Annotated in this window: 23 protein-coding genes and 2 pseudogenes; 7 read left to right on the top strand and 18 right to left on the bottom strand. The window is 63.3% G+C overall.

Annotated features, from left to right (window positions below):
* Position 1: 1 nt before the first annotated feature.
* On the bottom strand, positions 2–1,102 hold the full coding sequence (locus GYA95_RS01950) for an efflux RND transporter periplasmic adaptor subunit (protein ID WP_015269177.1): 1,101 nt from the start codon (positions 1,100–1,102) through the stop codon (positions 2–4).
* 360 nt (positions 1,103–1,462) lie between these two features.
* Between GYA95_RS01950 and GYA95_RS01945 the strand changes: the two are divergent.
* Positions 1,463–1,747 (top strand): annotated as a pseudogene (locus GYA95_RS01945) (DUF5801 repeats-in-toxin domain-containing protein); the annotation flags it as partial.
* 157 nt (positions 1,748–1,904) lie between these two features.
* Here the strand turns inward: GYA95_RS01945 and GYA95_RS01940 are convergent.
* Positions 1,905–2,302, bottom strand: a pseudogene (locus tag GYA95_RS01940) (hypothetical protein); the annotation flags it as partial.
* A 686-nt stretch (positions 2,303–2,988) separates the two neighbouring features.
* Between GYA95_RS01940 and GYA95_RS01935 the strand changes: the two are divergent.
* Both GYA95_RS01935 and GYA95_RS01930 read left to right on the top strand, forming a co-directional pair.
* Positions 2,989–3,630, top strand: coding sequence for a TetR/AcrR family transcriptional regulator (locus GYA95_RS01935; RefSeq protein ID WP_015269174.1), 642 nt, complete (start codon positions 2,989–2,991; stop codon positions 3,628–3,630).
* A gap of 150 nt (positions 3,631–3,780) precedes the next feature.
* Entirely contained in the window at positions 3,781–4,707 is a 927-nt protein-coding gene (locus GYA95_RS01930; RefSeq protein WP_015269173.1) for an RHS repeat-associated core domain-containing protein, read from the top strand.
* Positions 4,708–4,746: 39 nt separating this feature from the next.
* Here the strand turns inward: GYA95_RS01930 and GYA95_RS01925 are convergent, their stop codons facing one another.
* Positions 4,747–5,523 carry a class I SAM-dependent methyltransferase gene (locus tag GYA95_RS01925; protein ID WP_015269172.1) on the bottom strand — a complete coding sequence of 259 codons (777 nt, stop codon included), beginning with the start codon at positions 5,521–5,523 and terminating at the stop codon, positions 4,747–4,749.
* Between the two features lie 103 nt (positions 5,524–5,626).
* Between GYA95_RS01925 and GYA95_RS01920 the strand changes: the two genes are divergently transcribed.
* Entirely contained in the window at positions 5,627–6,247 is a 621-nt protein-coding gene (locus tag GYA95_RS01920; RefSeq protein ID WP_015269171.1) for a hypothetical protein, read from the top strand.
* Positions 6,248–6,259: 12 nt separating this feature from the next.
* Here the strand turns inward: GYA95_RS01920 and GYA95_RS01915 are convergent, their stop codons facing one another.
* The 7 genes from GYA95_RS01915 to ppc all read right to left on the bottom strand — a co-directional run bounded on the left by GYA95_RS01915 (position 6,260) and on the right by ppc (position 13,619).
* On the bottom strand, positions 6,260–6,949 hold the full coding sequence (locus tag GYA95_RS01915) for an extensin-like domain-containing protein (RefSeq protein ID WP_015269170.1): 690 nt from the start codon (positions 6,947–6,949) through the stop codon (positions 6,260–6,262).
* Entirely contained in the window at positions 6,949–7,779 is an 831-nt protein-coding gene (locus GYA95_RS01910; RefSeq protein WP_015269169.1) for an isocitrate lyase/PEP mutase family protein, read from the bottom strand. Before GYA95_RS01910 ends, GYA95_RS01915 begins: the two co-directional genes overlap by 1 nt.
* A gap of 28 nt (positions 7,780–7,807) precedes the next feature.
* Positions 7,808–8,677: a DUF72 domain-containing protein gene (locus GYA95_RS01905; protein WP_015269168.1), complete on the bottom strand. Its 870-nt coding sequence runs from the start codon at positions 8,675–8,677 to the stop codon at positions 7,808–7,810.
* A gap of 3 nt (positions 8,678–8,680) precedes the next feature.
* Positions 8,681–8,971, bottom strand: coding sequence for a hypothetical protein (locus tag GYA95_RS01900; RefSeq protein WP_003259832.1), 291 nt, complete (start codon positions 8,969–8,971; stop codon positions 8,681–8,683).
* 131 nt (positions 8,972–9,102) lie between these two features.
* Entirely contained in the window at positions 9,103–9,777 is a 675-nt protein-coding gene (tsaB, locus tag GYA95_RS01895; protein ID WP_015269167.1) for a tRNA (adenosine(37)-N6)-threonylcarbamoyltransferase complex dimerization subunit type 1 TsaB, read from the bottom strand.
* Positions 9,778–10,083: 306 nt separating this feature from the next.
* Positions 10,084–10,734: an adenylate kinase gene (adk, locus tag GYA95_RS01890; RefSeq protein ID WP_003259830.1), complete on the bottom strand. Its 651-nt coding sequence runs from the start codon at positions 10,732–10,734 to the stop codon at positions 10,084–10,086.
* 257 nt (positions 10,735–10,991) lie between these two features.
* A complete protein-coding gene (gene ppc, locus GYA95_RS01885; protein WP_015269166.1) occupies positions 10,992–13,619 on the bottom strand; it encodes a phosphoenolpyruvate carboxylase in 2,628 nt (875 codons plus the stop codon).
* A 200-nt stretch (positions 13,620–13,819) separates the two neighbouring features.
* On the opposite strand from ppc, the gene GYA95_RS01880 reads away from it, so the two are divergent.
* The 3 genes from GYA95_RS01880 to GYA95_RS01870 all read left to right on the top strand — a co-directional run bounded on the left by GYA95_RS01880 (position 13,820) and on the right by GYA95_RS01870 (position 15,868).
* Positions 13,820–14,161: a hypothetical protein gene (locus tag GYA95_RS01880; RefSeq protein WP_015269165.1), complete on the top strand. Its 342-nt coding sequence runs from the start codon at positions 13,820–13,822 to the stop codon at positions 14,159–14,161.
* A 451-nt stretch (positions 14,162–14,612) separates the two neighbouring features.
* On the top strand, positions 14,613–15,026 hold the full coding sequence (locus GYA95_RS01875; RefSeq protein ID WP_003258911.1) for a DUF4398 domain-containing protein: 414 nt from the start codon (positions 14,613–14,615) through the stop codon (positions 15,024–15,026).
* Positions 15,027–15,076: 50 nt separating this feature from the next.
* Positions 15,077–15,868, top strand: coding sequence for an OmpA family protein (locus tag GYA95_RS01870; RefSeq protein WP_015269164.1), 792 nt, complete (start codon positions 15,077–15,079; stop codon positions 15,866–15,868).
* Between the two features lie 161 nt (positions 15,869–16,029).
* Here the strand turns inward: GYA95_RS01870 and GYA95_RS01865 are convergent, their stop codons facing one another.
* The 8 genes from GYA95_RS01865 to wspR form a co-directional block, all read right to left on the bottom strand.
* Positions 16,030–16,356 (bottom strand): hypothetical protein, encoded by a 327-nt coding sequence (locus GYA95_RS01865; protein WP_013971221.1) that lies wholly within the window; start codon positions 16,354–16,356, stop codon positions 16,030–16,032.
* Positions 16,353–17,276: an alpha/beta hydrolase gene (locus GYA95_RS01860; RefSeq protein WP_043935390.1), complete on the bottom strand. Its 924-nt coding sequence runs from the start codon at positions 17,274–17,276 to the stop codon at positions 16,353–16,355. Before GYA95_RS01860 ends, GYA95_RS01865 begins: the two co-directional genes overlap by 4 nt.
* Positions 17,248–18,525: a flavohemoglobin expression-modulating QEGLA motif protein gene (locus GYA95_RS01855; protein WP_013971219.1), complete on the bottom strand. Its 1,278-nt coding sequence runs from the start codon at positions 18,523–18,525 to the stop codon at positions 17,248–17,250. Before GYA95_RS01855 ends, GYA95_RS01860 begins: the two co-directional genes overlap by 29 nt.
* Positions 18,526–18,664: 139 nt before the next feature.
* Positions 18,665–19,213: a hypothetical protein gene (locus GYA95_RS01850; RefSeq protein WP_003258915.1), complete on the bottom strand. Its 549-nt coding sequence runs from the start codon at positions 19,211–19,213 to the stop codon at positions 18,665–18,667.
* 29 nt (positions 19,214–19,242) lie between these two features.
* Positions 19,243–19,947: a TetR/AcrR family transcriptional regulator gene (locus tag GYA95_RS01845; RefSeq protein ID WP_015269162.1), complete on the bottom strand. Its 705-nt coding sequence runs from the start codon at positions 19,945–19,947 to the stop codon at positions 19,243–19,245.
* 211 nt (positions 19,948–20,158) lie between these two features.
* Positions 20,159–21,661: a lysine--tRNA ligase gene (lysS, locus tag GYA95_RS01840; RefSeq protein ID WP_013971217.1), complete on the bottom strand. Its 1,503-nt coding sequence runs from the start codon at positions 21,659–21,661 to the stop codon at positions 20,159–20,161.
* A gap of 92 nt (positions 21,662–21,753) precedes the next feature.
* A protein-coding gene (gene prfB, locus GYA95_RS01835) for a peptide chain release factor 2 (RefSeq protein ID WP_096009945.1) occupies positions 21,754–22,849 on the bottom strand; the annotation gives its coding sequence in 2 pieces (ribosomal slippage) (positions 21,754–22,776 and positions 22,778–22,849; 1,095 coding nt in all).
* 111 nt (positions 22,850–22,960) lie between these two features.
* Positions 22,961–23,965: a Wsp signal transduction system regulator diguanylate cyclase WspR gene (wspR, locus tag GYA95_RS01830; RefSeq protein ID WP_015269160.1), complete on the bottom strand. Its 1,005-nt coding sequence runs from the start codon at positions 23,963–23,965 to the stop codon at positions 22,961–22,963.
* Positions 23,966–24,012: the final 47 nt, after the last annotated feature.

The raw sequence follows: 24,012 nt of genomic DNA, 5'->3' as shown, positions 1-24,012 counted from the left end.
CTTACTCCTTGGCCGTCAGGTTCACTACGCGGTTGGTACGGTCCACGGGGCGTATCTCCTGGCCCTCGCGCAATACATGGCCACCCGCGGCGACAACCCAGTCGCCGGGGGCGAGGCCTTCGAGCACGGGTACGCTGTCGGCGCCGTAGGGCCCCAGGCGCACCACTGCCCGCTCCAGGCGGCTGTCCTTGTTGACCCGCCAGACGTAGGCCTGGCCGTTTTCCGCTGTGACTGCCGACAGGGGCACCGCCAGCGGGATCAGCCCTTCGTGGGCGATGAACACCCGGGCGCTCTGGCCCAGCTCCGCCGGGGTGGCGGCCGAGGTAAAGGCAATACGGGCAGCGAAAGTGCGCGAACGTGGGTCGGCAGCCGGTGACAGCTCGCGGATACGCCCCTGGAAGCGCTCCTGCGGGTGCGACCATAGCTCCACGCTCACCGGCTGGCCCACGGCAAAGCGGGCGAACTGCTGCTCCGGCAGGCCGATGGCGACTTCCCGCTCGCCATCTGCGGCCAGGGTGAACACGGTCTGCCCTGCGCCGACCACCTGGCCCACTTCCACCTGGCGCTTGGCGATCACCCCGGCCTGCGGGGCGCGCAGCACAGCATATTCAGCCTGGTTACCAGCCACGTCGAACTCGGCCTTGGCCTGTTTCAGCCGGGCCAGGCCGGCACGGTAGAGATTTTCGGCGTTATCGAACTGGGAATGGCTGACCATTTGCCGGTCCAGCAGCTTCTGGTAGCGATCGCGCTCGGCGCGCACCAGCGACAGGTTGGCCTCGGCGGCTGCCAGCTGGGCACGGTTGGCCTCCAGTTGCAGGCGCACATCCTGCGGGTCCAGTTCGGCCAGCGGCTGGTCGGCCTTTACCCGCTGCCCCTCCTCGACCAGGCGCTTGCTGACCTTGCCGCCTATGCGAAAAGCCAGTTCCGGCTCGAAGCGTGCACGCACTTCGCCGGGGTAACTGTCGGCAGCGGCTTCGGCCGGCTGCGGCTGCACCACCAGCGCCGGGCGTGGCGCAGCCGGTGGAGCGGCTTCCTGGCCGCACGCCGCCAGCAACAGCGCGGCAGCGGCAGACAGAGCAATGAACAAGGCATGGCGCAACATGATGAATCCTTTCGCGGAGGGCACATTCAATATTTGTACTGGAGAGTATATTAAGTCAGGCAACGGATGCCGGGAAGAGGTTGCAGCCGAATACGGCAGGCGTGCGTTGAACGGCATGTGACCGTGCGCCTTCGGGCTCCCGGCGCCAGGGCCGTATAGTCCGATACTCCCAGTCCGCCTAGGAGTATCAGCCGATGCGCAGCTCATGGCGCTTCGCCATAGTGGAGGTCTATTACAGAGGCCTGTGGTCAGGCCTCGACAACCGGCAGTGGTGAGGGCCACGGCCTCGTTCACAGACAGCGCGCCGATCATCACCGCGACAGGTGTGAGCGTGACGCTGGACGAAACGACCTCGTTGCAGACAACAACATCGTGCTGGGCCGGGCTGGCGGGCCAACAGGCGCGATCATCTTCGCGGGCTATATCGAAGAAACCGGATCGCCCGTCAGCGGCGGCAAGATCTGGACGGTGGAATACCAACCGCTGAAGCATCCGGACACGAGCAACTCCGACGACGCGCTCAATCTGCTGAACAAGGTGTTCATCGGCACCAGTCAGGACCTGTTATTCAGCCTGGCCAACGCCCCCTCCGGCCAGAACCTGTTCCTGATGTTCACCACCGCGAACCCGACCGTCGTCAATGACGTAAGATCGAGTACACCACCACACAGGATCACAACCGCGTACTCGTCGAGAACGGGGCCGCCGTCGACCTCAAAGGCCAGACCGGTAGCCCCCAGGCCGTCGGCGCCGATCGTACTGTCCCAGAACCCATATTGCGGCAGGATACTTCCGGTTCCGATCAGGTTGCCGAAGGCATAGGACTCGGGGTACCCGACCCGACCGAAGCCTCGCTACAGATGCTGTCTGCGCCAGTGTTGTCGATCGACTGGACGACGGCGTTCGGATCACCATTGGGCACCAGCGTGTCTCGTTGCCCCGCGCCAGCATCGAACCCGCTGACCTGGTAGAGGAGCTGATCGGTCGACAGGTCGACGTTGAAGGCATCGCGCTGGCCAGTCGTGCCAACCAGGGTGAAGTCGAACGGTGCGTTGCCCGATTCGTTGGCGAACAGGTTGGCGTCGAACGTGCTACTCGCCGAGTCGCCATCTTTGTCCGTCAGCGTCGCACTGAACTGCAATTTGACGTCGTAGGCCAGGTCTCGGTTTCCTTGATGAACTCGATCACCGGGATCTCCATTGCCGAATCCGGCGGGCAGACGACGACCATCACCCTGGTCGGGGTCGATATCTTCAACAGCGACATCTTCAACGGCAGCGCCTGAAACACTGCGTACGTGAAACCTGCGAGGGTGCCCTGGAAACCACCCTCGCAGCGCAATGCCAGTCAGTTAAGCGAAGTGGAGCCGCTTTGCGGCCCATCGACGGCAAGCCGGCTCATATAACAAAACATGACTCATTGGTTCGGCGAGGTTCTGTAGGAGCAGCCTTGTGCTGCGAAGAGGCCGGTACTGACAAAGCCTCTCTATTGCTTGTACCGGCCTCTTCGCAGCACAAGGCTGCTCCTACTGTCTCCCATGAAAAACGTTCCATGTCCTCCCCTTGTAAGCCTTTTCCTACAGACCCTTCGGTGGAGTCTAGGCGAACCTTGCCTGCTGCCAGTCCCTCGCGCCGGCAGGCAGCACCTCAAGCCCCCTGTGGATGGGAGCCATGCTCACCCCGTCCCGCCCCTGAAAATCAATGTCTTGGGCTCATCGGGCGCCCCCATGAGGGCACTCCTGCATGCGACGAAAAGTCAACTAATCGACGAATGGCGCGAAGTTACACACGTTAAAATTATCTCGTCAATTTACCGCCACACAGGTTTTCCCCGCAGGCTTTAGCCGGATGGCGCCTGAACCGTTAAGATGGTGTTTCTCCAACCAGATGCAGACCACAATGTCCAACGACGCACCCATCGGCCCGGGCCGGCCCAAGGACCTGGCCAAACGCGAGGCAATTCTCGAAGCAGCCAAAGCCCTTTTCCTCAGCCTCGGTTACGCCAACACCAGCATGGATGCGGTCGCTGCGGCGGCAGGTGTTTCAAAGCTCACCGTATACAGCCACTTCACCGACAAGCAGACGCTTTTCGGCTCGGCGGTCATGGCAACCTGCCAGATCCAGTTGCCCGACCTGCTGTTCGAGTACCCCGACGGTGTGCCGGTAGAAGAGGTACTGCTGACCATTGCCCGTGGTTTCCAGGCGCTGATCAGCAGCGATGAAGCGGTCAAACTGAGCCGCCTGATCATGGCCCAGGGCAGCCTCGACCCGAGCTTTGGCGAGTACTTCTACGAAGCCGGGCCCAAGCGCGTGCTGGCGGGGATGGAAGCTTTGCTGCGCGGGGCGCATGAGCGCGGGCTGCTGCGCATCGAAAACCCGCTGCGAGCTGCCGAACACTTCTTCTGCCTGGTCAAGGGCGCGCCGGATTATCGGTTGCTGCTGGGGTGTGCCGGGCCGCTGGAAGGTGACGAGGCAGAAGCGCATGTGCGCGAGGTGGTGGGGGTATTCTTGCGAGCTTACCTACCCTGAAAGCACCTTCTGGCATACGCGGTCACTTTGTAGAACCCCGTATGCCAGTTACTGCGCCCCAACCGGCGCACTACCTGACATTTTTGCCAGTATCTGACCAGCCCCCCTCCTGACAGACTCTCATGTACTCGTCCGCAATAGAACGCGACCATGTCCATGCAAACACTCAAACTTTTTTACAAGGGCAGCAAACTCTCGACAGTGCACTCAGGCAGTGCTCATTTCACAGTCGTCAGCGCCAACCACCAGAATCTGTGCGAAACGACCAACCAAACCACGCCAACACAGCTTTTGGCCACCGATGCCCAAGCGTCGACAGTTACCGCCCATGCAGGAAGCCAAACGGCCATTGCCTACAGCCCTTATGGCAATGACAGTTTACCGGCCTCTTACCAGGTACTGTCCCGCTTTACCGGGCAAACCTGGCTACCCTCAGCCATCGGTTACCTGCTCGGTAATGGCCATCGCTTGTTCAACGTGGGACTGATGCGCTTTCACAGTGCAGATAGCTTGTCCCCATTCGAAAAAGGGGGAATCAATGCTTACGCTTACTGTACCAATGATCCCATTAACAGATCGGATCCTAGCGGTATGTTTTCGATACTAAAATTCGTGACCGGAGGATACCGCGCAAAAAACATCATTCTTCGCCTGTACGAGAACAACCCCAGTTTGACATCCCGAGAATACAAAATACTTACACGACACTTTGCAGCCCAAAAAGTTAAAGGGATGAAGGAGGCAATATCCCAATCCCCCGAAATAAGAACAATAGGTAAAAATAGAATCCTCAACGCCACTTCCCAAGAATCCATTTTAACGAGCCTTACGCGTGACGAATTCAATGGAAAAGCACAATACGTCAACGCGGCAGCAATCTTTGAAGATGTAACAGAAAGATTTGAAAAACTTAAGGCAAAATACAGTAGCAACGGTGCCTCTACCTCTTCTAATTTCTACAAAAGGCGGGATCAGCCGTCGTCTACGTGGCCCAGAAGAGAGCCACGTTCGGAACAACTCGATAAATGCACAGGTAATTACATCGACAAGGAAGTAGCAAAAATCCGCATGGACTAGCATTGAGGCCAGACTGACAAGATGATCTCGCAGTTGCGATCAGCCTCTCAACGCTTTCTTCGGGTAAATGTCATACCGGCTCGACTTGCCCTCCAGGCTGTGGCTCGGCTTCGGCCCGTCGATGATCGGCGCCTTGCGCGGCCGCTTCACCACCACCCGGTGGCTGGCCAGCGCCAGGGCGGCTTCGAGCAGGGCCGGGGCATCCAGGTCATCACCGACCAACGGGCGGAACACACGCATTTCCTTCTTCACCAGCGCACTCTTGTCCCGGTGCGGGAACATCGGGTCGAGGTAGATCACCTGTGGCGCCTCGCCTTCCCAGGCGCGCATGCGCTCGATGGCGTTGCCGGTCAGCAGGCGCATGCGCCCCACGATCGGTCCCACCTCTTCATCCGCACGGGCCCGCGCCAGGCCGTCCTCCAGCAGCGCGGCAATCAGCGGCTGGCGCTCGATCAGGGTCATCTGGCAGCCCAGGCTGGCCAGCACGAACGCGTCCTTGCCCAGCCCGGCAGTGGCATCCAGTACCTGCGGACGCACGCCTTGGGCAATGCCCACCGCCTTGGCGATCATCTGCCCGTTGCCACCACCGAACATGCGCCGGTGCGCGGCCTGGCCTTCGACAAAGTCCACCCGCACCGGCCCCGGGGCCTGCGGGCCCAATTGCTGGATCTGCAAGCCATCAACGCCCACCTGCACGGCGAACCCGGCAGCATCGTCCTGCAGCGGCAGCTCAAGGCGCTCGGCCCACGCAGCGGCTTGCGCCTCGAATTCAGCCGACAGCGCCTCGACCCGGATACCTGTGCCCTGCTCTTCCATCATTCACACCTAGAAATTGAACCCAGCCGTTAATGTATCGGCTACTTCGGCCGATACAGGCAATATCCCGCTATTCTGCCAGAGCACAACGCGCGCGACTGCCATGTCAGATACTCTTCCCATCGGCTTGACCTACCTGTCGCCTGTCGGCAACTACAGTCAGCACAACACCCAGGCACTCGGGGGCGTCAGCCACCTGTGGCAGGATTTCTTTGCCCGGGCCATGGCCGAGCAGCAGGAAGAGCCCGTAGACAGCGTCAGCCAGTCGTTCGTGCAATACGACCAGAGCAGTGGCGAGCCGATCGGCGGCGCCCGGGCGCTAGCCCTGATCGACGCCCAGCGTGCCTGCCCGGTGCATGACACCATCGTGGCACCGCCCGAGCCACTGTTCCTGCCCAAGGCAGAACTCGAAGCCAACCTGCTGCCGCCCGCCCCCGAGCCGTTCAGCGCAGTCGAGCTGATCGAGCAGCAGCGCCAGCTCGATATCAGCAACAGCTGGCTACGCCCGGTGGTGATGAGCCAAGGTCACCCGATTGCCGAGCCCGGCCCCGGCCCTGCTCCGCGCTCGCTGTTCCTGCCGATCGCCGAGTTCGAGACCCACCTGCTGGACCCGGCGCCCGAACCGTTCGATGACGCCACCCTGGCCAAGCAACAGAACGACCTGGAGTTCGACATCCACTGGGCACGCCCGGTGGTGCTTAACAATGTGCGCGCCCACGCCTGAACGCGCCCACGCTCAGCGACAGATCTGCCAGCGGCCCATGTCCATATGAAAGTGGTTGTGGTGTGCAGCGTTGTAGTCCGGCCCCAGTACCGTGCTGAAGCTGTCACAGGCCGCCCGCTGCACCTGACGAAGGAATTCCGCTTTCTGCCCGCCCGCCTGCCAGTCCCGCGCAAGGACGATGCGCTGGCCGTCCCGCAGGCGAAAGCCACTGATGTCCAGGGCATCGGCCGTGGCGTGCTGGCTCAGCCGGCCCTGCTTGCGGTGGTAGACATTGCGGCAGGCAAAACTGCCCAGGTGGTCGATCTGAACCACCGGCTGCCCCAACACCCGTTGCGCCACAGGCTGCAGCCCATGGTTTTCGAACAGTGCATACGCCACTGCCAACGGACAACTGGCCAGGAAGCTGCCGCCGAGCCGCGCCTGACCACCGTCGATACGCCATACGTTCCGCAATGGGCAGTTGGCAGTAGCCGAACTGTCGGCTTGTGCCCGGTAGCGCAGCTGGCTGGTTTGAAGTGCCAGGCGACACAGCGTCGGGTCATCGCGAAGGCGAGACAACTTGTACGGGGTCAGCAGGTTGGGGGGCTGACGCACGTCGAGCGGCGCCCACGGGTTCCACGCGGCGGGCAGCCGCCAACCCAGGTGCCAGGCCAGCCCCGCAAGCAGCGACAGGCTGGCCAGCAACGCCAGCACGGCCCTCATCAGCGGCGGAACAGGTCGTTGAGTTTGGCGAATGGCAGCGCCTGCTCCCCATAGCCGAAGGTGCCCTCATCGCGAATCTCCAGCGCGGCACGGTGGAAGGCCCCCAACGCGGCACGGGCAAGCGACGAGCCGACGCTGATGCGGCGTACACCCAGGTCCTGCAACTGGTTGACGCTCAGCGGCACGCCCGCCATGCCCATCAGCACATTCACCGGCCGCGGCGCGAGGGCCTGCACCACCGCGCGGATTTCCTCGACAGTCCGCAGCCCTGGCGCGTACAGCACATCAGCACCGGCCTCGGCATAGGCCTGCAGGCGCAGGATGGTGTCGTCCAGGTCCATGCGCCCGTGCAGCAGGTTCTCTGCCCGGGCGCACAGGGTGAACGGGAACGACAGGCTACGCGCTGCCTGCACAGCTGCACGAATGCGCTCCACGGCCAGCCCGGAGTCGTAGATGGGCGCTTCACTGCGGCCACTGGCATCTTCGATGGAACCGCCTACCAGGCCAGCCTCGGCAGCGCGCAGGATGGTCTGGGCACAATCTTCGGGCAGGTCACCAAAGCCGTTCTCCAAGTCGGCAGCCACCGGCAGCGGGGTGGCATCGACGATCTCCCCGGCATTATCAAGGGTATCGTCCAGGCTCAAGGCGCCTTCGGCGTCCGGACGGCCCAGGCTGAAAGCCAGGCCTGCACTGGTGGTGGCCAGCGCCTCGAAGCCCAGGCTGGCCAGCAACTTGGCCGAGCCGGCATCCCACGGGTTGGGGATGACGAAGGCGCTGTCACGCTCGTGCAGGGCCTTGAAGGCTTCGGCTCGCAGGGTTTGCACATCCATGGTTCAACCTCCGGCAGTCAGGGGAAGGTCAGAGTAGCCCCAATTGTTCGACCGCGGGGGTGCGCGGCAATTCCGGCAACGCGGCAAGGCCCGGCAGGCGCTGCATCAGGCGTTGATGAAAGCGCTGGGCCAATGCCGCGGCCAATCGGTTGTCCGAGGTGTGCAGGAAGATGTAGGGGTTGCGGCCTTCCTCGATCCAGGCGGCGACCTTGTCCACCCAGGGGGTAAGAAAGGCCTCGTTGGCCTCCAGCTGCGGGTGGCCGATGAAGCGCACCTGCGGGTGCTGGGTGAAGGCTGCCGGGCGAGGCGGTACTTTGGGCTTCTTCGCCTGCGCATGCAGCACGGCAGGTTCACGAGAGGTGCAGCTGAACAAGGCGCGCGGGTCCAGGCAGATACGCTCCACACCGCGCTCATGCAGCAGGCGGTTGAGCAACCGCTCTTCTTCACCCTTGGCGAAGAAAGCCTGGTTACGCACCTCCACGGCCACCGGCACTCCGACTTCGTCAAGGAAGTGGCAAAGCTCGCCCAGCCGTGCTGGGCTGAACTGGGCCGGCAACTGCAGCCAGTATGGCGCTACGCGCTGGCCCAACGGGGCCATCAGGCGGGTGAAGTCAGAGGCCGGTTCCAGCTGATCACGCAGGTCGCCTTCATGGCTGATGTCCCGGGGGAACTTGGCAGTGAAGCGAAAGTGTTCGGGCATGATCTGCGCCCAGCGCGCAATAGTGCCTGGTGCGGGGCGTGCGTAGAAAGTGGTATTGCCCTCGACGGCGTTGAACACCTGGCTGTAGTAGCCGAGCATTTCACCGCTGTTGGCGTCGGCGGGATACAGGTAGTCGCGCCAGGCGTTTTCGCTCCATGACGGGCAACCGAGAAAATAAGGCAGTGGTGATGGACTCATCCACTAAATGTACAGGTCGAGCCCCAGTACTTCCATGTCCCAGTCGGTAAAACCGGCAGTGCTCAGGTAGCTGGCCAATGCGGTAGCGGTGCGGCGGTCACGGGCGCGGGGGAAGATCATGTCCTGCTGGCGTGCTGGCAGGCCACCACTGCGGCGGCGAGCGGTGGTTTCCTGAGGGGCGGTCTCGACCTCCTCGATCACCTCGGCATCATCGATGGCCTCGTCACGCACAGCTGCCTTGCGCGGCGTGCGCTTGATCGGATAGGACTGTGATGAGAAACCGTCGATACGCATGGCATGAGCACTCAGAACCAATGATGGCAATCTAGCAGCATCAGGGTTCCATCGCTAATGCTCGAGTGATAACTGGACCACAGATCGCGCAAAAGGTTTTAGTGTCATCGGCGATAACCGACGAACAACACTCAGCGCTTCTTGGGTGTCGCTACATTATCGCGCAGGTAGACCGGTTGCGCCTGTTCGGCAACGATCGCCTCGCCGCGTGCCCAGGCAAAGCTGGCCAGGCTGAGGATGTCAAGGGCGTTGGGCAAGGCACTGGCATTGCTGGCGGCCACCTGCACCGCCAGGCGCTCGGCATAGCCCCAACCGGTACCGGCGCCGAACCACTCGCCAGCGCTGCCCACCGGCAGCGCCACCTGCTCGGGCGGCAGCACTGCCTCCTGGCCGACCAGGCGCATTTCACCTTCGGCGGCCTGGTAGCAGCCCCAATACACTTCATCCATGCGCGCATCAATGGCGGCCGCCACTTGCTGTACACCGTGTTCACGCAGCGCGCCCTGGGCCAGTGCGGCCAGGTTGGACACCGGCAAAACCGGGCGCTCCAGTGCGAAGGCCAGGCCCTGGACCACCCCGATGGCAATGCGCACGCCGGTGAAAGCGCCCGGGCCACGGCCAAAGGCGATGGCATCCAGCGCATTCAGCGCCACGCCGGATTCGGCCAGCAGCTGCTTGATCATCGGCAGCAGCTTCTGGGCATGCATGCGCGGGATCACCTCGTAATGGCTGGTTACCTTGCCGTCATGCAGCAGTGCGACGGAACAGGCTTCGGTAGCGGTATCCAGGGCCAGCAGGGTGGTCATCGAACGGGTATCCAGGTACTAGGGGGAAAAGAGCGGCAGTATAGAGCAGCCGCGGCGTTGTGTCCGCAAGGGGCCGCTGTGCGGCCATTGCCCGCTCGGCTGGCGCCGTCCCTGTAGGAGCGGCCTTGTGTCGCGATGGGCCGCAAAGCGGCCCCTGCAATTTTCGCGGCGAAGCTAAGTTTTTTGGGGCCGCTGCGCGCCCCATCGCGACACAAGGCCGCTCCTACAGGGATCGCATGTGGCAACAGGGCCAAAAACGACAACGGCCCGCAAGCGGGCCGTTGTCGAGGTGCGTCAGGCGCTGGATCAGCTCAGGGCTGCCAGGACCTTGGCGGTGATGGCTTCGACCGAGCCGACGCCTTCGATGTGGCTGTACTTCGGCTTGCCGGCATTGGCCGCCGACAGCTTCTGGTAGAAGTCCACCAGCGGCTTGGTCTGGCTGTGGTAAACCGACAGGCGATGGCGAACGGTCTCTTCCTTGTCGTCATCACGCTGGATCAGGTCTTCACCAGTCTCGTCGTCCTTGCCTTCCACTTTCGGCGGGTTGTACTGAATGTGGTAGGTGCGGCCCGAAGCCAGGTGCACGCGGCGGCCAGCCATGCGGCCGACGATTTCCTCGTCGTCCACGGCGATTTCGACCACGGCGTCGATGTCGACACCGGCAGCGACCATGGCTTCGGCTTGCGGGATGGTGCGTGGGAAGCCGTCGAACAGGCAGCCCTTGGCGCAATCAGGCTGGGCGATGCGCTCCTTGACCAGGCTGATGATCAACTCGTCGGAGACCAGCTGGCCGGCATCCATGACTTTCTTCAGTTCCAGGCCCAGCGGGGTACCGGCCTTGACGGCGGCACGCAGCATGTCACCGGTGGAGATCTGGGGGATACCGAACTTTTCGGTGATGAACTTTGCCTGAGTACCTTTACCGGCCCCGGGAGCTCCCAGCAGAATTACGCGCATCTCGTGCTCCTCAAATTTTGTTATGAAATTCAATGGATTCGGCGACCAGGGCCAAGTCCGGAAAATCGGGTATGACCATAAATCGGTCAGAAGGCTGCTCAAGATACACAGCGCCCGGCAGCCAGACAAGCGTCCCAAAGTTGCAGGATTGCGCCACCTACGGCTGGCCTGGCAGGCGGTTGCGCCCGGCGCAACCACCCTCTTCGCCCACTTGCATCCCCCGCACGGCACCTGCCCTGTGCGCCCCGGGCCTACCCTCAGCCGGTGTTGCGCAGGCCGGCTGCAATACCCGCCACAGTCACCAGCAAGGCCTGCTCCAACGGGCTGTCCAGAGCGGCTTCGCGGCTGCGCGAGCGGGCCAGCAACTCGGCCTGCAGGCGGTGCAACGGGTCCAGGTAGGTATTGCGCAGGCTGATGAATTCCAGCGTCTCGGGGCTGTGCGCCAGTAGCACCGGCTGCCCGGTAAGGCCCAGTACCACCTGGCACGACTGCGACAATAGGTCGCGCAGGTGCGCACCCAAAGGCAGCAGGTGCGGTTGCACTAGACGTTCGTCGTAGGCCTCGGCGATCTGCGCATCGGCCTTGGCCAGCACCATCTCGAGCATGTCGATGCGGGTGCGGAAGAACGGCCATTGCTCGCGCATCTGCGCCAGCAGTTCACCCTGGCCACGGGCCAGGGCATTGTTCAATGCCGTTTCCCAACCAAGCCAGGCTGGCAGCATCAGGCGGGTCTGGGTCCAGCCGAAGATCCACGGGATGGCCCGCAGGCTTTCGATGCCACCGGCGCGGCGCTTGGCCGGTCGGCTGCCCAGCGGCAGGCGCCCCAGTTCCTGCTCCGGGGTCGACTGGCGGAAGTACTCGACAAAATCGGGGTTCTCCCGCACCACGCCGCGGTAGGCCTTGACGCCATCGGCGGCAAGCTGGTCCATCACCTCGCGCCAGGCCGGCTGCGGTGGTGGCGGTGGCAACAAGGTGGCTTCCAGCACCGCAGCCAGGTACAGGTTCAGGTTCTGCTCGGCGATACCCGGCAAGCCGAACTTGAAGCGGATCATCTCGCCCTGCTCGGTGGTGCGGAAGCGCCCCGCCACCGAACCCGGTGGCTGCGACAGGATCGCCGCGTGGGCCGGGCCACCGCCGCGGCCCACCGTGCCGCCACGGCCGTGGAACAGCAGCAATTCGACCTGGTGCTCGGCGCAGATGCGCACCAGGTTTTCCTGGGCCCGGTACTGCGCCCAGGCTGCTGCCGTGGTACCAGCGTCCTTGGCCGAGTCGGAATAGCCGATCATCACTTCCTGCGGGCCGCGCAGGTTCGCTCGGTAGCCTGGCAGGCCAAGCAGGCGTTGCATCACCGGGCCAGCATTGTCGAGGTCGGCCAGGGTCTCGAACAGCGGCACCACGCGCATGGGCCGCGTCAGGCCGGCCTCCTTCAACAGCAGCTGCACCGCCAGCACATCCGAGGCGGCACCGGCCATGGAGATCACGTAAGAGCCCAGCGATGCGGCTGGCGCGGCGGCAATTTCCCGGCAGGTGGCAAGCACCTCGGCGGTTTCGGCCTGCGGCTTGAAATGCGCGGGCAGCAGTGGCCGGCGGTTTTTCAGCTCGGCCTGTAGGAACTCAATGCGCTGCTCTTCATCCCAGTCGGCATAACGCCCCAAGCCCAGGTAGTCGGTAATCTCGCTCAACGCATCACGGTGGCGAGCGGCGTCCTGGCGCACGTCCAGGCGGCCCAGGAACAGGCCAAAGGTCACGGCGCGGCGCAGGCAGTCGAGCAACGGGCCTTCGGCGATCACACCCATGCCGCAGGCGTGCAGGGACTGGTAGCACAGCTCCAGCGGCGCGATCAGGTCGCGGTTGTCCACCAGCACCTCGGCGCTGGCCGGCTGGCTGCTGGTCAATGCCGAATGCGCCCACGCGCGCGTTGCTCGCAGGCGATCGCGCAGTTGCTTGAGCAGGGAGCGGTAGGGTTCGGGACTGTCGCCGACCTGCTCGCGCAGCGCATCGTCGGCCTGCTGCATGGACAACTCGGAAGCCAGCGCATCGATGTCGCGCAGGAACAGGTCGGCAGCCATCCAGCGCGCCAGCAGCAGGACTTCGCGGGTGACCGCTGCGGTCACGTTGGGGTTGCCATCACGGTCACCGCCCATCCACGAGGCGAAGCGGATCGGCGCCGCTTCCAGCGGCAGGCGCAGGCCGGTAGCCTCCAGCAGGGCCTTGTCGACCTTGCGCAAGTGGCTGGGGATGGCGTGCCACAGCGAATGCTCGATTACCGCAAAGCCCCACTTGGCTTCGTCCACCGGCGTCGGTCGGGTGCGGCGGATTTCTTCGGTGTGCCAGGCCTCGGCGATCAGCCGGCGCAAGCGCTCGCGCACCTGCTGGCGTTCGCCCGGGGTCAGGTCGCGGTGGTCCTGGGCAGCCAGTTGGCCGGCGATGGCATCGTACTTCTGGATCAGGGTGCGGCGGGCCACTTCGGTGGGGTGCGCAGTGAGCACCAGCTGGATGTCGAGCTTGGCCAATTGCCGGGCCAGGGCATCATTGCTGTGCCCGGCCTGCTTCAGGCGCGCCAGCAGCTCGGGCAGCACCCGGGCCTCGAACGGCTCGGGCTGGTCGGCGTCGCGGCGGCGGATCAACTGGTACTGCTCGGCCATGTTGGCCAGGTTGAGGAACTGATTGAAGGCCCTGGCCACGGGCAGCAAGTCTTCATCGGCCAGGTCCGCTAGGGTCGAGCTCAGTTGCTCGCCGGCGCTACGGCGGTCGGCCTTGGCACTGTGACGGATGTCCTCGATCTTCTGCAGGAACGCCTCGCCATGCTGCAGGCGAATGGTATCGCCAAGCAGTTCACCCAACACATGGACATCTTCACGCAAACGCACATCGATATCGGTCATTGGCCCTCTCTCCGGCGCGGCTCTGGCGCATTGCATCCCTTTTTCAGCCTTTACGCGATCCCCTGTGGGAGCGCGGTATTCGCTCCAAGAGTGCCCACAGCCAGGCGCCGATGGCAAGCCGTGATCGGCCAAAGCAAACTAAAGTGAAAGCACGACACTCCCATGCATTGCAGCCCTTTCAGGCGTCAACAGAGGTCAGCATGAAAATCCGTGAACTCGCCCAGCACTGGGAACAGAATGCCGCCGGTACCCTCAGCCCCACGGGCCATGTCCTGCATCTGGACCTTGAGTCCGAAGCGCGCCTGGCCGCGCTGATCGACATGTACCCCAAGCGCACCGCCGAGGAACTGCTCGGAGAGCTGGTCGCGGCAGCCCTCGAGGAACTGGAGGCCAGCTTCCCCTATGTGCAAGGCCGCCAGGTCATTGCCACCGACGAGGAAGGCGACCCGCTGTACGAGGACATCGGCCCTACTCCGCGCTTTCTGTCACTGTCGCGACAGCATCTGCACGCCCTGAGCAACCCAGCAGCCGACAGCGAATAGCTAATGGGTAGGACGTGGGGTTTGCAGCGCCTGTGATATCAAGCGCCGCCCGCGCGGCGCTTCGCAGCGCAAGGCTGCTCCTACATCTGTCTCGGGCCAGTCACGCCTGTGCCAGTGCACGCGACCGTCTTGTTCGTACAACGCGATATCGAGCCATGCGCCAAAGCGTTCGCGCACAAACCTCACAGGAATAATTGGCCCGAAACAGATGTAGGAGCAGCCTTGCGCTGCGAAGCGCCGCGGGGGCGGCGCTCGATCTCCCAGACGCCACAAACCCCAGACAGGATCAAATTTTTCTGAACTATCCGAAAAATGCGTCAGTCACAGCCGATAGCCATCACGCTAAAACCCTGCACACCTGCCGTTGTGCACCGTTGAGCTGAAGCGCGCGCACGTGTCAGGGAACGAGCGATGGACTGCTACGGACAATGTCGTAAACAGGAGTGATCCAATGGAACTGACCACCAAGAACACCCGCATCTACAAACCCTCATCCACTCATGTGCGCGGGTTCAAGCTGGCAGCGCTGGCCTTGGGCAGCAGCCTGGTCCTGGCTGGCTGTGCCGGCAACCCGCCCACCGAGCAGTATGCAGTCACCCAGTCCGCCGTGAACTCCGCCGTCAGCGCTGGCGGCACCGAGTTCGCCGCCGTTGAAATGAAAGCGGCACAGGACAAGTTCAAGCAGGCCGAGATCGCCATGCATGACAAGAAGTACGACGACGCCAGGCGCCTGGCCGAACAGGCCGAGTGGGACGCCCGCCTCGCCGAACGCAAGGCCCAGGCGGCCAAGGCCCAGAAGGCCGTGCAGGATGCCCGCCAGGGCGTTCAGGACGTACGTGAGGAAGGCCTGCGCAGCGCTCAGTGAGCCCTGCCCTGCCCACCTCGGTCTTCGCACACGATCAAAGGATGAACACTATGCGCAACTACGTCATGATTCCCGCCCTGCTGGCCCTGAGCGTCGGCCTTGCCGCCTGCTCGCACGACCCTAACGCCAACCTCGAATCGGCCCGCACCAACTTCTCCTCGCTGCAGAGCGACCCGCAATCGAGCAAGGTTGCGGCGCTGGAGACCAAGGACGCCCAGGACTGGCTGAACAAGGCCGACAAGGCCTACATGGACCGTGAAGACGAGAAGAAGGTCGACCAATTGGCCTACCTGACCAACCAGCGCGTCGAAGTGGCCAAGCAGACCATCGCCCTGCGCACTGCCGAAAGCGAACTGAAGAACGCTTCGGCCCAGCGCGCCCAGGCCAAGCTTGACGCACGCGACGCACAGATCGCCAAGCTGCAGGACAGCCTCAACGCCAAGCAGACCGACCGCGGCACGCTGGTCACCTTCGGAGACGTGCTGTTCGACTTCAACAAGGCCGAACTCAAGAGCAACGCCTACCCGAACGTCACCAAGCTGGCGCAATTCCTCCAGGAAAACCCGGAACGCAAGGTGATCGTCGAGGGTTACACCGACAGCGTCGGCTCGGCCAACTACAACCAGGGCCTGTCGGAGCGCCGCGCCAACAGCGTACGCATGGCACTGGTACGTGCTGGCGTCGACCCAGCGCGCATCGTCGCCCAGGGCTATGGCAAGGAGTACCCGGTCGCGGACAACTCGAGCAATTCGGGGCGTGCGCAGAACCGCCGGGTGGAGGTGACCATCTCCAACGACAACCAGCCGGTGGCACCTCGCTCTGTGAGCCAGGTACAGCAGTAAGGCTGGCTAGCTGAACTGACAAGCCCCGCGATCGAAGCGGGGCTTTCTTTTGCCTGTGCTGGCCCTTTCGCGGCTGAAGCTGCTCCCACAGGGACTGGTGCGGTCCCTGTAGGAGCGGCTTCAGCCGCGAAAGGGCCAGCACAGGCAGCAGAGATAATGGCTCACTGCACCTGCTGCGGCGTTTCCTCGCCCATGCAACGCACAGCACGCTTGCGGTTGTCCACCAGCACCCCTGTCAGGCCTTTCTGCTGGGTATCGAACAGCACCAACACGCCGTCGACGCACTGGGCCATTTGTGGTGCCGGGTCCAGCGAGACCTTGTAGTCCTCGCCGGGGATGGTCTTGAGCATGGTGAAGTCCTGCAGCAACAGGGCATCTTCGGGCTTGGCGAAATGCAGGTAACCGTAGTACCACAAGGCCCCCACCGTCACGATGATGCTGCCGACACCGGTCAGGATCAGCGGGATGGCGTTGCGTTCTTCACTCATTGCTTGTTCTTCTCGTCAGGGTAATTGGGCACTTCGGCCAGCCGCCGCAGGCCGTTGAAATGGCTGGGGTCGTCAAGAAAACGCAGCATGACCTGGCGCCAGGTCGGGTCGGCGAAGGTCTGCACGTGGCCACCACGGGTCAGTTGCAGCACCCGCGGCGCTGGCGCGTGCTGGTACAGGCGGATGCCGTTGTCCATCGGCACCAGGGTATCGTCGATGCTGTGGAAGAACAGCTTGGGCGGGCTGCTCAGTTGTTTGATCGAGCGGATCGCGCTGTCACCGTCCGGCACCAGCCACGACAGCGGCACCTGCAGCGGCCAGGTCATCCACGAGGTGCTGAGGGCAAAGCGCCCGACCGCACGGTAACTGGCCGGCACACCGTCGAATACCAAAGCACTGAAAAGCTGGCGCTGCTCCGGGTGGGCCGCCAGGTAGTGAATGGCCATGGCCCCGCCAAGGCTCTGCCCCAGCAGCACCAGCGGCTTGCCCTTGACCTCGGGCGCCTGCTCCAGCCAGGCCATGGCCGCGGCGATGTCCTGGTACACCTCGGGCAGGCTCGGCTCGCCCTGGGACAGGCCATAGCCGCGGTAATCGATCATCAACACCTGGTAGCCCTGCTCCGGCAGCCAGTAGCTGCCGCCCAGGTGCCCGGACAGGTTGCCGCCATTGCCGTGCAGGTGCAACACCGTGCCCTTGACCTCGACCCCGGCCTTGGCCGGCAACCACCAGCCGTGCAGGCGGATGCCATCAGCAGTGGTCAGGGTGACATCGCGGTACTCGAGCCTGGCCCGCTCGGGCGTGAACGGCTGGCCGCGCTCGGGATAGAACAGCAGGCTGCTGCAACCGCCCAGGCCCAGCAGGATCAAACCCAGGGCCAGCAGGCGGCAGCACTCAGAGAATGTTCGCGTAATCGGCTTCAATACGGTCCAGGCTCAGGTGGTTGAGGAAGTTGGAGAAGCACATCCAGGCCGACAGCGCATTGAGGTCGCGGAACTGCTCGGGCAGGTACTTGGGCGGCTCGACCAGGCCTTCCTCGACCAGCTGTCGCAGGGTACGCATGTCTTCCAGGGTGGTCTTGCCACAGAACAGCAACGGGATCTGTTCGAGCTTGCCCTTCTTCACGGCCAACTGAATGTAGTTGTAAACCATGATGAAGCCTTTGAGGTAGGACAAGTCCTTGGTAAATGGCAGGCCATTGGGCACCGACCCGCGGAACACACGGCTGGCGTTGCTGTAGCTCTGCGCCATCTCGAACCCCTGCTCGCGGAAGAAGTTGTAGATCTGCATGAAATCGGCACCCTCCTCGACCATGTGGATGGCGCGGGTGCGGTTGGTGAGCTTGCGCAGGCGGCTGGGGTAGGAGGCGAAGGCGATCACCTCCATGAGGATGGCCAGGCCTTCCTGGGTCACCGTCGACGAGGGCGGGCCCTTGGCCAGGAAGGTACAGATCGGCTGGTTCAGGCCGTTGAGCGTGGTGCCGACATGCACCAGCCCTTCGTGCACCTCCAGGGCGCGCACGTCACGGGAGTTGAACATGGCGTCGGCACGCACCTTGATGTAGTCGGCCCCGGCCGCGGCATCGGCGACGATACCGTCGGACTCGAACACACGGATGGTCTCCTCGGCCTCGCCGAATACCTTGTTCAACCGGTGCTGGAGGATTTCCACGGCTTCCTTGGCAGTGAGGTTCTTCGGCTCGTCCTTGAGGTCGCCACGGCCATCGATGTTGTTCAGGTAGTCCGACAGCATCAGGCCGAGGTCGGCCAGGGTCGGATCACCAGCGTGGAAGGCATCCGAGGCAGCGCCGTACAGTTCCTGGGAGATCAGCCCGAAATCCTCGGTGCCACGCGCTTCGAGCATGCGCACCACCATGCGGTATTCGCGGCACATGCGCTTCATGATCTGCCCGACCGGGTTGAACTGGCCGAGCTGGCGAATGATGTCGCGCTCGATGCCCTGGAACTCGGCCTTGACCGCGCTGGAGTCGAACGCCAGCGGGCGCGACTGGTAGTAGGCACGGTCGACGGCCGGCGGCTCCTTGCCCTTGGCCTTGAGGAAACCCTGGCGGATGTTGTCGTCCCACTTCACCGCGTCCAGAACCCGGATCGGGGTCTGTGCCGCAACGATGCGGTCGGACAGGGCACGGATGGTTTGCTGGTATTCGTCCACCGGGGACTCCTTTCTAGTACAAGAAACCTGTACCGGCCTCTTCGCGGGCTCGCCCGCTCCCACAGGAGGGGCGCCACAGTCGAGAGCAGCGTTGTACCTGTGGGAGCGGGCAAGCCCGCGAAGAGGCCGGCACAGGTATTTACTTGCCGGAGCGCTGGAACCGCGCCACTTCAACGAACAGGTCGGAGTTGGCCGGGTCGTCCAGGTACGCCAGCACCCGCGCCGACGGGCTGTCGATCAGCACGCCGTCGCCGTTGTCTTCCGGCACTTCGGTGCTGCGCCCGGTCAGCTCCTTCTTGTCCACCGCCTGCTGCACCTGCTCGACATCCAGGTTGTAGACCACCAGTTCCTTGCCATCGACGATATCGAAACCGCCGATCAGGAAATTGCCACCCAGGCGCTTCGGCACGCCAGCCGACAGGTACCAGCGGTTGCCGTGGCGCGACACGGTGAACACGTATTCCTCAGGGGCCTTGCCTTTGGCCGTGGCCACCGCCTTGTAGGCATCACCGCCGCTACGGCTGATCACCAACTTCAGCGGCTCGCCCCAGGCGTCCTTGCTGCTCCACTTGCCGAGCAGGGCCTTGGGCGCCGCCTGGTTGCTAGGCAAGGGCTCGTGGAAGGTCACCAGACAACCGCCCAGCAGCAGGAATGACAGAGTCAACAACACCACACGCCAGGCTTTCATCAGGTTCTCCTTGAAAAGTCAGTCTCGGCTCAGGCCGATGCAAGCACCAGCTGCAGGTATCGGCTAAGCATAGCGAGCATCTGCCCATCGGCTTGCGCGTTCGCATCCTTGAGCAGGCCCTGATATTCCATCTGCTCGATAATCGCCGTCAACATTTGGGCGTCCTGTTCCGGTTGTTGCGAGCCCACCACCTGCAGCAATTGGCGGGTGCCATGCAGCAGGATCTGTTCATGGGCGCACACCAGTTGAGCCAGGCGCGGGCACAGTAGCGCCTCCTGGCGGAAGGCCTGCTCGGCCATCAGAAAATCACGGCGGTTCAGCAACTGTCGCTGCACGTAGTCGGCAGTCATGCGTGCTACCTCGTCAGCCAGACGTGCCCGCGCCTGCGGGCTGCCGTCACCCTGGGCCAGCAACTGGCGCAACACCACCTCGGTATTGGCCCACAGCTTGGCCATATAGGCGGCGCTGCGTTCGACGTACTGGGCAAAGGTATCGGTGAGCAGGTCCTCGATATCCTTGAAGTAGTAGGTGGTGGCCGACAATGGCACACCGGCCTCGGCGGCGACGGCGCGATGGCGCACACCGCGTACGCCATCGCGCACGACAATGCGCATGGCGGCATCGAGGATCAGTTGGCGACGCTGCTCGCTGCCCTGGCGGGCAGTCTTGCGGCCTTGGTATTGCACGCTTTCGGCGACGGCGGTGGCGATGCCGGCGGCGCCCTGGTGAGGCATTGCGGGTGTCACAGGGGGTACCTCATGGTTCAAGTCATCTGCAGCCTGTACCGGCCCTATCGCCGGCAAGCCAGCTCCCACAGGTACTGCACAAGTCCTGAAGATTGTGGGAACCCTGTGGGAGCTGGCTTGCCGGCGATAGGGCCGGTACTGACAACATAATGCTTCAGGCAAGAAAAAGCCGCCTCGAAAGGCGGCTCATTCAATTCACTCAGGCCTGCGGACGCATGTGCGGGAACAGGATCACGTCGCGGATCGACGGCGAGTTGGTCAACAGCATCACCAGGCGGTCGATACCGATACCTTCACCTGCAGTCGGCGGCATGCCGTACTCCAGTGCGCGAACGAAGTCGGCGTCGTAGTGCATGGCTTCGTCGTCACCGGCGTCCTTCTCGGCCACCTGGGCCAGGAAGCGCTCGGCCTGGTCTTCGGCATCGTTGAGCTCGGAGTAGGCGTTGGCGATCTCGCGGCCACCGATGAACAGCTCGAAACGGTCGGTAACAGCCGGGTTGTCGTCGTTGCGACGGGCCAGCGGCGACACTTCGAACGGGTACTCGGTAATGAAGTGCGGCTGCTCCAGCTTGTGCTCGACCAGCTCTTCGAAAATCATCACCTGCAGCTTGCCCAGGCCTTCGTGGCCCAGCACCTTGGCGCCGGCCTTTTTGGCGATGTCGCGGGCGCGGTCGACGTCCTGCAGGTCGGCAGCGGTCAGCTCCGGGTTGTACTTGAGGATCGAGTCGAATACCGACAGGCGGGCGAACGGCTCGCCGAAGTGGAACACCTTGTCGCCGTACGGCACGTCGGTAGTGCCCAGTACCAGCTGCGCCAGCTCGCGGAACAGTTCCTCGGTGAGGTCCATGTTGTCGCGGTAGTCGGCGTAGGCCTGGTAGAACTCGAGCATGGTGAATTCAGGGTTGTGACGAGTCGAAACGCCTTCGTTACGGAAGTTGCGGTTGATCTCGAATACCTTCTCGAAGCCACCAACCACCAGGCGCTTGAGGTACAGCTCCGGCGCGATACGCAGGAACATGGCCATGTCCAGGGCGTTGTGGTGGGTTTCGAACGGCTTGGCCGCGGCACCGCCCGGGATGGTTTGCAGCATCGGCGTCTCGACTTCGAGGAAGTCGCGCTCGATGAGGAACTTGCGGATGTGCGAGATCACCTGCGAACGCACACGGAAGGTGTGACGGGTTTCTTCATTGACCATCAGGTCGACGTAACGCTGGCGGTAGCGCTGCTCGGTGTCGGTCAGGCCGTGGTGCTTGTCGGGCAGCGGGCGCAGCGACTTGGTCAGCAGGCGCACGTTGGTCATTTCGACGTACAGGTCGCCCTTGCCGGAACGGGCCAGGGTACCTTCGGCGCTGATGATGTCGCCCAGGTCCCAGGTCTTGACCGCAGCCAGGGTCTCTTCCGGCAGGGTCTTGCGGTTGACGTAGACCTGGATACGGCCGGTCATGTCCTGAATGACCATGAACGAGCCGCGGTTGAGCATGATGCGGCCGGCAACCTTGACCGGAATCGCTGCAGCTTCCAGTTCTTCCTTGGTCTTGTCCGCATACTGCTTCTGCAGGTCGTTGCAGTAGCTGTCGCGACGGAAGTCATTGGGGAAGGCATTGCCCTTGGCGCGCTCGGCGGCAAGCTTTTCCTTGCGCAGGGCGATCAGGGCGTTTTCTTCCTGTTGCAGGTCTTGCGCTTCGGTCTTGAGGTCGCTCATTTCGTCATTCTTTCCATCAGGTGTTCGGTGCCCCTTTCGGGCAGGGCACGCGGTACCGGCCCAGGCCAGGTACCGCGGCGGTTGTGTGCGATTTACAGCCCTTGCTTGAGGCTCGCTTCCAGGTACTGGTCGAGGTCGCCGTCCAATACCTTCTGGCAGTCGCTGCGCTCGACACCGGTACGCAGGTCCTTGATACGCGAGTCATCCAGCACGTAGGAGCGGATCTGGTGGCCCCAGCCGATGTCCGACTTGCTGTCTTCCAGCGCCTGCGAGGCGGCGTTGCGCTTCTGCATTTCCAGCTCGTACAACTTGGCCCGCAGCATTTTCATGGCGGTGTCCTTGTTGGCGTGCTGGGAGCGTTCGTTCTGGCAGGCCACCACGGTGTTGGTCGGTACGTGGGTAATACGCACCGCCGAGTCGGTGGTGTTCACGTGCTGACCACCGGCACCGGAGGAACGGTAGGTGTCGATACGCAGGTCGGCCGGGTTGATCTCGATCTCGACCTTGTCGTCGATCTCGGGCGACACGAACACCGCCGAGAACGAGGTGTGGCGACGGGCACCGGAGTCGAACGGGCTCTTGCGCACCAGGCGGTGCACGCCGATCTCGGTGCGCAGCCAGCCGAAGGCGTACTCGCCCTTGATATGCACGGTGGCGCCCTTGATACCGGCGACTTCACCTTCGGAAAGCTCGATGATGGTAGCGTCGAAACCACGCTTGTCGGCCCAGCGCAGGTACATGCGCAGCAGGATGTTGGCCCAGTCCTGCGCCTCGGTACCGCCGGAGCCGGCCTGGATGTCCAGGTAGGCGTTGTTCATGTCCATCTCGCCGCTGAACATGCGACGGAACTCAAGCAGGGCCAGGGACTCTTCCAGGGCTTGCAGCTCGGTCTCGACGTCGCTTACGGCGCCTTCATCCTCTTCCTCGACGGCCATGTCGAGCAGGTCCTTGCAGTCGGACAGGCCATTGGACAGTTTGTCCAGGGTCTCGACGACCTGCGCCAGCATGGCACGCTCGCGGCCCAGGGCCTGGGCGTACTCGGGCTTGTTCCAGACGTTGGGGTCTTCCAGCTCGCGGTTGACTTCGATCAGGCGGTCATGCTTGTGATCGTAGTCAAAGATACCCCCGAATGGACTGGGAACGCTCGGTGAGGTCCTTGATGGTGTTCAGGATCGGTTGGATTTCCATGGGCTGGCTACTCGCACGAATTCGGTGAAAAGCCTGCGAGTATAACCGAGTCCGCCGCAGGGCGGCAGACCCGCCGGGCGCCGAATGGCTGCAATTACCGTGCAGGCCCTGTCAGGCGATGCCAACCTGGTTGCGCCCGCCATTCTTGGCCTGGTACAGGCCTTTGTCCGCAGCCGAGATCAGTTGCCGGCTATGGCTGCCGATGGACGGAGTCTGGGTGGCCAGGCCAATGCTCACGGTCAGATACGAGTCGGGCACCGGCGCGGTGTGCGGGATGCCCAGGCCGAGCACGGTCTGGCGCAGCTTCTCGGCCATCAGGCGTGCCCCACCCGGCGAGGTGTTGGGCAATACCAGGACGAATTCCTCGCCACCATAGCGCGCCGGCAGGTCGGTCGGCCGCGAGCACGAGCCGCGGATCGCTTCGGCCACCTGGCGCAAGGCCTCGTCACCGGCCAGGTGGCCAAAGCTGTCGTTGTAGGCCTTGAAGTAGTCCACGTCGATCATCAGCAGCGACAACTGCTGCTGCTCACGCATGGCCCGGCGCCATTCCAGTTCCAGGTACTCGTCGAAGTGGCGGCGGTTGGACAACCCGGTCAGGCCATCGGAGTTCATCAGCCGCTGCAGCATCAGGTTGGTATCGAGCAGTTGCTGCTGGCTGACACGCAAAGCGCGGTAGGCCTCGTCGCGCTGCAACAAGGTAAGGTAGGAACGCGAGTGATAGCGGATGCGCGCCACCAGCTCGATGGTGTCCGGCAGCTTGACCAGGTAATCGTTGGCCCCGGCAGCAAAGGCTGCGCTCTTGACCAGCGGGTCTTCCTTGGTCGACAGGACGATGATCGGAATGTCCTGGGTCGCCGGGTTGTTGCGGTATTCACGCACCAGGGTCAGCCCGTCCAGGCCAGGCATGATCAGGTCCTGCAGGATCACCGTGGGCTTGATGCGCACGGCCTGGGCCACCGCCTGGTGCGGGTCGGCGCAGAAGTGGAAGTCGATGTTCTCTTCATGGGCCAGGCCACGCCGCACCGCCTCGCCGATCATGGCCTGGTCGTCGACCAGCAGCACCATCGCCGAGTTCTCGTTGGGGGTCGTGAAACCTTCGATCGGTAAATCATTCATACCTGTTCACCCGATCACTGCCGGCCTGGCGGCGTGATTCAATACAC

The organism is Pseudomonas asiatica (assembly GCF_009932335.1).
Classification (GTDB): Bacteria; Pseudomonadota; Gammaproteobacteria; order Pseudomonadales; family Pseudomonadaceae; genus Aquipseudomonas; species Aquipseudomonas asiatica.
This window is presented reverse-complemented; position numbering and strand designations above follow the sequence as displayed.